General features: G+C 45.6%; 7 protein-coding genes. 4 read left to right on the forward strand and 3 right to left on the reverse strand.

The window, feature by feature from the left end; all coding sequences use genetic code 11:
* Nucleotides 1–58 precede the first annotated feature (58 nt).
* Complete coding sequence (locus ACO0KZ_RS07200) at nt 59–2,965, forward strand: M16 family metallopeptidase (RefSeq protein ID WP_422994220.1); 2,907 nt, start codon at nt 59–61, stop codon at nt 2,963–2,965.
* A 248-nt stretch (nt 2,966–3,213) separates the two neighbouring features.
* On the opposite strand, the gene ACO0KZ_RS07205 is transcribed toward ACO0KZ_RS07200, so the two are convergent.
* The 3 genes from ACO0KZ_RS07205 to glk form a co-directional block, all read right to left on the reverse strand.
* On the reverse strand, nt 3,214–4,560 hold the full coding sequence (locus ACO0KZ_RS07205) for an alpha-amylase family glycosyl hydrolase (protein ID WP_422994222.1): 1,347 nt from the start codon (nt 4,558–4,560) through the stop codon (nt 3,214–3,216).
* Between the two features lie 68 nt (nt 4,561–4,628).
* On the reverse strand, nt 4,629–6,608 hold the full coding sequence (locus ACO0KZ_RS07210; RefSeq protein WP_422994224.1) for a glycoside hydrolase family 13 protein: 1,980 nt from the start codon (nt 6,606–6,608) through the stop codon (nt 4,629–4,631).
* 5 nt (nt 6,609–6,613) lie between these two features.
* Nucleotides 6,614–7,651, reverse strand: a complete 1,038-nt coding sequence (gene glk, locus ACO0KZ_RS07215; protein ID WP_422994226.1) for a glucokinase — start codon at nt 7,649–7,651, stop codon at nt 6,614–6,616.
* 883 nt (nt 7,652–8,534) lie between these two features.
* Between glk and ACO0KZ_RS07220 the strand changes: the two genes are divergently transcribed.
* The 3 genes from ACO0KZ_RS07220 to ACO0KZ_RS07230 all read left to right on the forward strand — a co-directional run bounded on the left by ACO0KZ_RS07220 (nt 8,535) and on the right by ACO0KZ_RS07230 (nt 11,952).
* Complete coding sequence (locus ACO0KZ_RS07220; RefSeq protein ID WP_422994228.1) at nt 8,535–10,493, forward strand: glucokinase; 1,959 nt, start codon at nt 8,535–8,537, stop codon at nt 10,491–10,493.
* 325 nt (nt 10,494–10,818) lie between these two features.
* Entirely contained in the window at nt 10,819–11,091 is a 273-nt protein-coding gene (locus tag ACO0KZ_RS07225; RefSeq protein ID WP_422994230.1) for a hypothetical protein, read from the forward strand.
* Between the two features lie 597 nt (nt 11,092–11,688).
* Nucleotides 11,689–11,952, forward strand: a complete 264-nt coding sequence (locus ACO0KZ_RS07230; RefSeq protein ID WP_422994232.1) for a hypothetical protein — start codon at nt 11,689–11,691, stop codon at nt 11,950–11,952.
* The last annotated feature ends 67 nt before the right edge of the window (nt 11,953–12,019 follow it).

Genomic DNA, 12,019 nt, shown 5'->3' on the forward strand with positions numbered 1-12,019 from the left:
GTCTTTTTTGCAAAGTTACTGTACTTTGTTCGCTATTCTTTCCTCTCTTGATATTCTTATGCGATCAATTCATTTTTCTGAATTTTTACTAGTCTCGGCATTGTCTTTGACGCCAGCATTAGTATTGGCTCTGCCTGATACGGCACAAACAAAGGTTCAGGCATCGACTTACGCCGCTAACAAACTGATCCCCTATTCACCCAACTTGCTGAAGGGGCAGTTAGCCAATGGCTTGACTTACTACGTGCAAAAAAATAGCAAACCAGAGCAAAAAGTTGAACTACGTTTGGTGATTAAGGCCGGTTCCGTGTTGGAGGATGCAGATCAGCAAGGCTTGGCACATTTTACAGAACACATGGCATTTAATGGTAGCAAGCACTTTAAGAAAAATGAATTGGTGTCCTTCTTAGAGTCAATAGGTGTCAAGTTCGGTGCGGATTTGAATGCTTACACCAGTTTTGATGAAACCGTCTATATTTTGCCGATTCCCACCGATAAACCTGAAAATTTGGAAAAGGGTTTTTTAGTGTTGTCGGATTGGGCGAGTGGTCTGAGTTTTGATCCCGCCGAAATTGACAAAGAACGTGGGGTTGTATTGGAAGAGGCGCGTTTAGGTAAGGGCGCTGGCGATCGTATTCGCAAGCAAATTTTGCCCAAAGTGCTGCACGGCTCACAATATGCCGAGCGTCTACCGATCGGTAAAGAAGAAGTGATTAAAAACTTTCCCTACTCTGCGCTGCAACGATTTTACAAAGACTGGTACCGCCCTGATCTGATGGCGGTAGTCGTCGTGGGCGATGTTGATCCCAAACAAGTAAAGACCTTAATTGAAAAGAACTTTGCCAACTTGAAGAATCCTGCCAAACCGCGTGCCCGCACACAGGCGAGTATCCCTTTAAAAAACATCGGTGAAGCGGTGATTGCGACTGATACGGAAATGAATATTTCGTCCGTCAGCATTTCGCAAGCACGTTATCTGAATAAGAACGATGGAAAATTTGGTAGCTATCGCCAGCGTCGGATTCAAAACTTTTTTAATTCCATGCTGGCAGAGCGTTTGCGTGAGTTGACGCAGGTCGCTAATCCGCCATTCTTGGTTGGCAGTAGCGGGATCAGTTCGATTATTGGCGACTATCAGGAAGTCAATTCCTCCGCCGCGATAGGTAAAGCGGGTGTGCAGGCCGCGATCGACGCTCTGATGGAAGAGAATAAGCGGGTCGCCCAATTTGGATTTAGCGCAGCGGAATTGGATCGTGTTAAATTGAACTCTCTGCGCAACCTTGAGCACTCCTACAAAGAAAGGGACAAAACGCAGTCCTCTGCATTGGCGGAAGAGTTTATTCGTAACTTTCTACAAGGCGAATCCTTACCCGGCATAGAAGCTGAATACATATTTCATAAAGAGATCGTCGACGGCATACAGTTAGATGAGATCAATCATTTTGCGAAGTCGATACTCACAACCAATGCGCCAAAATTGATTGTGTATCAAGGTAGCACCAAACCAGATCACGCCATCCCTGATACCGCACAATTGCAGGCAATGGTTAAGTCAGCGGAGCAAAAAGCGGTCAGTGCCAGGATTGAAAAAGTGTTGGCAAAATCCCTGTTTGATCAGACCCCGACGCCAGGCACGATCGTCAAAGAAAGTCAGAATACCTTATTAGGGACGACGGAATTGACTTTGAGTAATGGCGTAAAAGTCGTCTTGAAATCTACCGACTTTAAGAGCGATCAAATTTTGTTGAGCGCAACCCGCGCTGGTGGCACCGCTTTGATTGACGATGCCGATTATTTGCAAAGCCGTTATGCGACTACGGTGGTTGGTTCTATGGGCGTTAAAGATTTTTCACCAACCGACATCAGCAAAATACTGGCGGGCAAAATTGCCAATGTCTCTACCACGTTTGGTGAGAACAGCGAAGGTGTGAGTGGAACATCCAATAAAGAAGATCTTGAATCTATGCTGCAGGTTTTACACCTGGTACTTACGCAGCCTCGCAAAGATCCCGCTTTGTTTCAGTCTTTTGTCGGCAAACAGACGGATGCTTTGAAAAATCAAATGGCAACACCAGCGGCTATATTCCAAGAACAATTTATTCAAGCAAGCTTCCCAGCACACCCACGTATTCCTGTATTGGCGAAGCCTGAACACATCGCTCAATTAGATTTAGATCGCATGATGCAAATCTACCGCGCCAGATTTTCCAGTGCTAAAGAATTCACTTTCTTCATCGTCGGTAGTTTTGATATTGAAAAAGTGAAGCCATTATTACTGACATATTTAGCCAGTTTGCCGACACCTGAAATCGAAATTGGCATTAAAGACAGAGGCTTACGTCCGAATAAAGGCATCATTAAAAAAGACATTTATGTGGGCAAAGAACAGCAAAGTATGGTGACCTTGCAATTGCATGGCGAACGCGCAATGAGCTTAGAAGAACGCTTGCGATTCTCCGCCATGGTTGAGGTTTTGCAATTGCGATTGACTGCCAAGATGCGCGAAGAATTGGGCGCTGTATATAGTCCGAGAGTCACTGGTTCATTAAAGCGCATACCGTATCAAGCTTATTCCTTGGTGTTGGCTCTACCCAGCGGGCCTGAAAACGTGGATAAATTATTGTCTAGTAGCTTTGCGCTCATGGAGCAAATGAAGGCTGCACCAGCGACGGAAGAGGAACTCAATAAAGTCAAAGAAAACTGGTTAAAAAATCGTAAGGAAAGTATTAAAACCAATGGTTTTTGGTTGTCGATGATGAGTAGTGCATTGCAAAATAATGACGATCCTGCGGAAATATTTAGTTTTGATGAACGGGTCAAAGCATTGAGTACAAAAGACATACAAGATGCGGCAAAAAGCTATTTGGATACCAAGGATTTTATACAGATAGTAATGTATCCAGAAGCGAATAGGGACGCCAAAAGCGACATCAATAAAGCGGCAAACACCGGTACGGGAAAATGAAAGTGTGATCTGGTGATGCAAACTTATGTAACTGAGCAAAAGGCGAGATGGTGCGTTAAGGTTTAATTCAGCGCTGGCCTGGGCGACCAACTAGGCTTTTCCATCTCTGCTTTTGGCTTGGACGCAGCTCCCGATTGGAATGTGAGCTGGCCCAAGTGGTTTTATAGTTTCTTGGTGAGACTTACTTCATTTTAATGAATCATTCCAACTGAAAGGAATGATTCATTGAGCTTAATTTTGAGGCTAAGTTACTGTACAAATACTTTGTATTCCCAAGGTTTTAAGTCAAATTTTACCTTGTCGCCTTGAGGTGCCTTTGCGCCACTAATTGCGTCGCGCAGTTTCCCATTCGCGAGTGCCGCTTGAATTTCGGCGCTGTGTGGTTTGTCGGAAAGATTGAATACAGCGACTACTTTATTCCCCGATTTTTCGCGTGTGAAAGCAAACACATGTTCATCATTGCCTGTGTTCAGGCGCTGCATTTCGCCGCCTTCTACGCCATTCCATAAAGCTTTATTGGTCTTCTTTAATTGGAATAACTTGGTGTACAAAGCTTTGAATGGATGGGTTTTCCATTCGATAGGATCGCGATCGAAGAAATTTAGCGCCTTGTTGTTACCTGCTTCCTGACCGCTATACATCAAAGGCATACCTTTCATGATATTCGACAGTACTAAGAAGGCTTCAACGCCATCACCGAGGCGTACAAATTCAGTGCCTTCCCAGCTATTCAAATCGTGATTCGTGATGTGTAGCATGCGATAGGAATTTGGATGATAGTGTTTTTCCTCACCATTCAGATACGCATCGAGATCTTTAACGCTTTTCTTTTGCTTTGCAATGTCATTGAATAAATCTTTGAATTGCCAGCCATACGTCATATCAAAAGCTTTTTCTTGCAATTCAAATTCATGCGCTTCTGCCAGCATGAAAACCTTTTTGGTTTTGTCTAATTCTTTGCGCGCATCGTTCCAGAAATCAGTTGGGACCATGGCCGCGACATCGCATCGGAAACCGTCAATATTGTATTCAGTCAGCCAAAAACGCATAGCATCGATCATCTCTTTGCGCACTTGCTGATTGCTATAGTCGAGTGAAATTACGTCGGCCCAATCGGGTACGGGTGGCACGAACTTGCCGTCTTTGTCTTTCTTGTAGTATTCAGGATGTTGCGTGGTCCAGGCATGATCCCAAGAAGTATGATTGGCGACCCAGTCTATGATCACGTACATACCTTGCGCATGTATCGCTTTTACCAGGTTCTTAAAGTCCGCTGGCGTACCAAATTCTGGGTTAACGCCTCTATAGTCACGCACTGCATAGTAACTACCGAGCTCACCTTTACGATTTTTTTCACCGATAGGGTTGATGGGCATAACCCAGATCACCTTGACGCCCATTTTCTTTAACTCAGGTAGATACGCCTGAAATTTTTTGAAGCTACCTTCTTTGGAATGCTGGCGAATATTGGCTTCATATATCGTCGCATTTTTTGTCCAGGCTGGGTGTACGACTTCCGACTTGATTTGTGCTGATGCCGGTAAGCTGGCGATGATGCCGGTGCCAATTAAGATTGAAAAGAGTAAATGTTTCATGACATAACCTTCTGTGTTTCGGGGGGGATTTTACAAAAATTATTTATAGCTAATGTGTTTGGATTAGCTTATTTCAGATCTAAGATCAAAGCGGTTTTTGCATTGACCTTGAGCTTTTCCTTGAGTGAAATAACTTCTCCACTCATTACTTCGCGCGCCATTTTGCTGTCTTTGATGATTTCTTGAAAACGCTGCAGATCGAGTTCCACGCTCTGTTCATTGCGATTAATGACCACCATGACTTTGCGTTCGTCTTTCGCATTGTCGAGCAGGCGAAAATACACATAACAATTATTCTCAGGGATGAAGTGAATTAACTTGCCTTGATGAATTGCGGCTTCGGTTCTCCGCCAATTAAATAATTTGCGGACAAAGCCCTGCATATCTTTTTGCGCGGCACTTAGTTTTTCAGCAGTGAATGCATTGATCTTGTCGCCAGCCCAGCCACCTGGAAAATCACCACGAACTTTGCCATCATCCCGTTGTTTTGGACTGGTCATCAGGATTTCAGCGCCATAAAACATCTGAGGAATACCGCGTAGCGTCGCTAGCATGACCATAGCTAATTTGTTGAGTGCGACATCTTGATTGAGGGCAGAAAAAATACGCGGCGTATCGTGATTGCCTTCAAAAATCGTCAGATTATCTGGGTGCGGGTAAATGAAGTCGTTTGCTATCGCGTCATACATCGTCATCATGTTTGCGGGCTTGCCATCTTCTCCAACTAAGCTGGTGTGCAATGCCTGATATACAGAAAAATCCATCATGCTCGGCATACTGGAGCGATACCCGTCATGGTTCTGTTTTTTCTCTCCTTTGCGCTGCCCACTGCGCTGCCAATAGGCGACGATGTTAGGATTCATGCTCCATTCTTCACCGACGATATTCAAGTGAGGATATTCGTCGGTGATACGTTGCGACCAACGCGCTAAAAAATCTTTGTCAGAATAGGAGTAAGTATCGACCCGCAATCCAGACAGATCGGCATATTCTATCCACCACAAAGTATTTTGAATTAAGTAGTTCGCCAAGAAAGGATTGCGTTGATTCATGTCTGGCATGGTTTTGACAAACCAACCATCGGTGAACTTCTGTCTGTCACTTTGAGATGCATGGATATCTTGCAGAGTGCTGCGTATGTGATTGGTCTCGGTATATTTTTTCGGAAAATTTAACCAGTCGCTGCTGGGTAAATCCTTCATCCACCAATGATTTGACCCTATATGATTTAAGACAATATCTTGGATCATGCCCACGCCTTTTTGTTTGGCGGATACCACCAGTTCTTTGTAGCTGGCGTTGCTGCCGAAGCGTGGATCTATCTTGTAGAAATCGGTTGCCGCATAGCCATGATAAGAATTCACTGGCATGGCGTTTTCCATTAATGGCGTTGGCCACAACATGGTAAAGCCCATGTTGGCAACGTAGTCCAAATGTTGTTGCATACCCTGGATGTCACCACCATGACGTCCACCTGCAATATCACGCGCTAGTTTGTCGCTGTAGTCGGGATGGCTATCATTGCTGCGATCACCATTGGCAAAGCGATCCGGTACCACCAAATAAATCGCATCAGCAGGGGTAAAACTCGCTCTTAAAGCTGAATCGGGACGACGATTTTCTAGAGCAAATTTTTGTGTCAGGACAGTCTTTTCGCCACGCTTAAATACGATGTTGATTGTACCTGCTGAACTATTTTCTGCAATGCGCAGATCGATAAACAAGTAATTGGGATTGTCACTGCGCTGTATCTGGCGAATGCTGACACCGGGATAGTCGATGTGTGGTGTTAGTTCGCTGATGTTTTTTCCATGCACCATCAATTGCAGGTCGGGATGTTTCATCCCTATCCACCATGACGAGGGTTCTAGGTGTTGAATGTCATGCGTGCTGTTTTGTGGCGGGGCAGAAGTGCCTTCGAAACTATAGGCCAGACTTGGTATTCCGGCAATCAATACACTTGCGCAAAAAAAAACAGCGCCGCCCGACAAACTACTGAGTGGGGTTAGTAATTTGTGAAGTCTTGGGGAGAATAGGCGGCGCTGCATAGAATTTACGCTTCGCTGTGTGTAACAGGTGCTTCGCTTTGTTCGATCGCAAAGGCCGCACCGTTCAGAGCGGCCAACGTATCAGTAATTAGAGCTGTAGGGATTTGCTGCAAATAGGGTTGCAGACGACCTTTGGCTTCAAATTTTTCGCGGAAACGTGAGTTGAAGAAGAAATCGCCAAAGCGCGGTACGATACCGCCGCCAATGTAGACACCGCTGCGTGCGCCGACTGTTAGCGCAATAGAACCGCAGAAACTGCCGAGTAATGCGCAGAATGTATCTAAAGTTTGACGGCAAGCGGCATCCTGATTTTGCAAACCTCGCTCTACAATTACTTCGGTGCTGAGTGCTTCCGTAGCGGTACCTAAAATGTGCGCCACAGCGCGGTATAGCACCGGTAAGCCTATGCCAGACAACAGTCGCTCGGCAGAGACATGGGGAAATTCTTGACGTACCCGGCTGAGAACTTCAGATTCAAAATCATCTGTTGCCGCCAAGCTGGCGTGACCGCCCTCACCAGGGATGGCAATCCAGCCGTGGCGAGTTTCGATCACTGAGCCAACCCCCAGTCCCGTTCCAGGTCCAACCACTGCGAGCGTGCCATGATGCTCAGGCAACTTATCGTGGGCGCGAATCTGGCTTGCTTGTAAACGGGGTAGGGAGAGTGCTAAGGCTTCAAAATCATTAATCACGAGGAAGCGCTCAAGTTGTAAAGATGCCTGAACATGTGCGCGAGAAAATCCCCAATGACTGTTAGTGAAGTTAATCTGATCCTGACCTGCTGCCGTGGCCACTGCAAAAGCAGCACAGCGCGGTGGCTGGTAGGTCGTGCCTAGCTGTTCTTTCAGGCGCGCCAGATAATTTTCGCTGGCTGCAATTGGCGTTTCAAATTTATTGACTGCTAGCGTGTGTACATGAGTGATCGCCTGATCTGCGCCAGCAACCCAGCCAAAGCGTGCATTGCTGCCGCCTATGTCTGCGACCAGCCATGGGTAGGGCGCTGTCGCTGTCGTTATTGAGCTAGAGGAGGTGGTGTTGGTCATCAGAGCGAAGTCCTGTAGTGCAAATCATACAAAAACGGCTAAACAGAGCTGGTGATTTGTAATCACACGGTGTTGCAGCACTTTTGCATAACTCATGGTAATTAAGATAGTTAGGATTTTGTGTGACTATTATTGAGTCAATGTAGCAAAACTACATAAATATGGCAACGCATTTGTTATTAAGTTTCAGGATTTTTCTTGATTTGTGGTTTTCCAGAATAAACTATTGATAAAAAGCTTATTGAAATTTTTTTCTTTGGTTTTTAGATGATTCGGAAGCCTGTAAAGTGAATTCTTAACGAAGGAAAGCAAGTGAAATACGGGACATCCAGGCAGCTATTTAGAAACCTTGCTAGCGGTTCGCATCTGCTCGAATTGTCGAGATAGAGCAAAGATGGTGAATAAAGGTCGCGTCCTACGCACTCTCGATCTTAAAGTTATTGATTGTCAGCGAACCAAGCGGATGATGCGCATGTCGCAAGCTACGCTACTTAGCTGAATTTATCGGCATGGCTTGTTGTTATAGGCGCTGCGGAGCGTTCTGATAGGGTCATTTATGAGCGTAAAGCATACTAATCAAATGGCGATGGTTATAAACTTTACTACATTATTTTTTGTAGTCTAGTTACAAATCTTGCTTTCTCTACGGCATTAACGACATAATCCCTTAATTAGTTTGAGCCGATTTGTAGTCAAACACTTGATATATCATAGGCTCGTCTAGTCAGACTACAATGCAAGTTTGCAATTTTAATGCTACCTTGCAACTATACTGATTCGCTTGTTTAAGTTGTTGCAGAGAAGTAGGGGCGAAAAGCATCGCAAAATATCGTATCGCATCGCTTTGAATCGCATCGGATACGCACTATCAATTTGGAAACCTATGGAAACCCAATCAATATCACGCTCCGGAAATACCAGCGCACAATATGCAACGCCACACCTGCTGGCGGACATAGGCGGCACTTATGCACGCTTTGCTTTGGAAATGGGGCGCGGTGATTTTCAGTATGTCACGTCTTTACTGTGTGCTGATTATTCCGATTTTTACGCGGCGATGTGCGCATATCTGGCAACCTTGCCGGGTTTTCAAATTGAGCACGCTGCGGTCGCGATCGCGAATCCTGTTGATGGTGATATGGTCAGCATGACTAACTATCACTGGCGTTTTTCTATTGAAGAAGTGCGTCAAAAGCTGGGTTTTGACACGCTCTTGATCGTCAATGACTTTACTGCACTGGCAATGGCTTTACCGCGGTTGGGACCGAACGACGTACAACAAATTGGTGGCGGTAGTCCACGCAAGCAAAGTGTTATCGGCTTATTAGGGCCGGGTAGTGGTCTAGGTACATCAGGTTTGATTCCTGCGGGGGATGGTTGGATTTCCTTAGGTTCGGAAGGTGGTCACACTAGTTTTGCACCACGCGATGAACGCGAGATCGTTATCTTGCGCTATGTTTGGAAACACTTTGAGCACGTGTCTTTTGAACGTTTGGTGTCTGGTCCTGGCTTGGAGCTAATTTATCGCGCCTTAGTAGAGCATGGCCAGGGCTTAATGCGTGAATTGAGCGCACCCGAAATCACGCAAATGGCACTGGATCAAACTGATACCTATTGCATACAAGCGCTCGATGTATTTTGCTCATTGCTCGGTACAGCGGCAGCTAATCTGGCAGTGACGTTGGGGGCAATGGGTGGCATCTACATCGGTGGCGGTATCGTGCCACGTTTGGGTGAGTATTTTGAAAAATCCAGTTTCCGTGCACGCTTCGAACAAAAAGGGCGCTTCAGTCGCTATGTCGCGGCAATTCCGACATTTGTGATCACGGCTGAGCAAGCCACCTTTATTGGTGCCTCGGCCATCTTAGATGCGCAACTAAGAACTTTGAATACCGACCCAGGCTCAGCGATCTTGGGACAGATACGCCGTATTCGTGCCGATTTATCGCCTGCCGAGCTACGTGTCGCCGAGCATGTCTTGGCGCATGCCCGTGCCGTAGTCAACGATCCTATTGCCGAAATCGCCCGCGCCGCTGATGTCAGTCAACCGACTGTGATTCGTTTCTGCCGTTCTTTAGGTTGTGAAGGTTTGTCTGACTTTAAATTACGACTAGCATCGGGCTTAACTGGTACCGTGCCGGTCACGCATATTCAGGTGACCGATGATGATTCAGCTCTGGAGCTGGGCGCTAAAGTCTTGGGTAATACCGCCTCTGCCATTTTGCAGGTACGCAGTCAACTCAATCGCGACATGATAGAGCGGGCGATTGCCTTAATTAATCGAGCCAATCGGATTGAGTTTTATGCGATTGGCCATTACGGTGTCGTTGCGCAAGATGCTCAATTTAAATTTTTGCGTTTGGGTATTCCTAGTATTGCGCACACCGATTCACGCCTGCAGTTGTTGTCGGCGAGTGTCTTGAGCGATCAAGACGTGGTCGTGATCAGTAGTAGCAGTGGTCGATTGCCAGAGTTATTAGAAGTTGCCGAAAAAGCCCGCGAACGAGGCGCCAAGATCATCGCAATTGCTGCTAGTCATTCACCATTGATACGCAAAGCAGATGTCGCCTTGATTGTAGATCACGTAGAAGATGTCACAACGCATTTGCCTATGGTGAGCCGGATTTTGCATTTATTGGTCATTGATATGTTGGCCGTAGGCGTTGCAATGGGGCGTAATCTTGGCGGCACGTCACTAATGCGCGGTGAGGCAGACGAGCGTCTGGACGAAGCTAAAGTTGAAAGTCCAGCCGTCAATGCGAAAAAAAGCGGCGCACGTAATCAGGCACCGGGCGTCAGCCTAGCATCGCCATTGGCAAAACTGACTTCGCATAGCCGTTAATAACCAATAGTTGCTGGTACATAGCTAATGGCACATAGTTTATAACAAGGTGGCAAGTGTGATGTAGGTTTGGCACGCTTGGCCCCTTGTCGGCCGCTTTTCGCACCTTTACGTTCTCTTTTCTTCCAAATCGCACCATAAAACTTAGCTGGTGCGCGCTTTTCAACGCTTAAATCCTCGCTTTTTGCACTTCGTCGCATCGCGCTAGTACTTGACGTTTGGTTTCGATAAAGTACACCCATCGACACACCAAACAACACGGAAATCGATAAAAAACCAAGTTTCATTTAATCGTGAATATGTTAATAAATTTAGGAGAAATACCATGAAAACAATTACCGCCACAGCCATCGTTTCTGCAGCCTCTGCTTGCGTAACTTCATTGATTTTTGTAGGCGTCGTGAATATGGCTACGACGACCACTGTTGAAGCATCCGTAGCGCCAATCCAAACAGTCACTATCAGCGCAAAACGTATGAGTGATGCTGAAAAACAAGCTTACGATTGGGAATTAGCGCAGTCCACAGTGACTCAAGTGATTGAAATTCGCGCTAAACGTTTGACTGCAGCAGAAAAAGCGCAGATGAATGCTGAATAAGTCAGTGAAGGTTTTCTGACTTATTCAGATTGATGAACCCAGGTCTTAATGTTTATTCTCTGAAGCTCATTTAGTTTTAAGTGTTCCAAGCTAGTCGCAATATTTCATAATGGTTTAGCCCGATCGGCGGTTAAACCCGGTGCCGATGAGCACTGTTCAAGATTCAACATTCTTTACTGAATCCATTTTTTCTCTCAACTCACTTTTTTGATTTCTGCTGTCAGAAGTTGAAATTCCATTCTCATTTTTTCACATCATTGTAGCTATCTGTTGATCAATTTTTCTGTCACTCCGTCCTCAAGTTGTTCCTCATTGACGCCTTAGGAAGTCGGCTTATTCTTCAACGAAGGTACAAGAAAACGATAGTCAACTTGCGTAAGTTGCGCCTTGCGCATCGTGTCTGAATTCTCTTAAAGCTCATTTTTCAGCACTTGATTGCCGCCATTTCGCATTTCGTCGCATACGCATAGCACTTGACTCCAGGCTTCGTTAAAGTACACACATCGAAACACAAATCGATAAAAAAATTAATCAGCTAAACAGCGAGTTTAATTACCCATTAAATGAAACTTTAGCGCAAAATTTAGGAGAACTACCATGAAAACAATTACCGCCACAGCCATCGTATCTGCAGCATCTGCTTGCTTAAGTTCATTAATTTTCGTAGGCATAGTGAACGTCGCGACGACTTCTAATGTGGACGCTTCAGTAGCGCCAATTCAAACCGTGACAGTCAGCGCAAAACGCATGTCCGAAGCAGAAAAACTCGCTTATGATCAAGAGACATCGATGATGCAAACGGTCGTGATCAGTGCTAAACGTTTAACGCCAGCTCAAAAAGCAGCGATGACCGCTGAATAAAAGTCGATAGTATTGAATCGCAACCGACTTCTGTTCAGACCGAGTATCCATGAACACATGGCGTTGA

The sequence above is a fragment of the Undibacterium sp. Di24W genome, from assembly GCF_049340325.1.
Classification (GTDB): Bacteria; Pseudomonadota; Gammaproteobacteria; order Burkholderiales; family Burkholderiaceae_D; genus Undibacterium.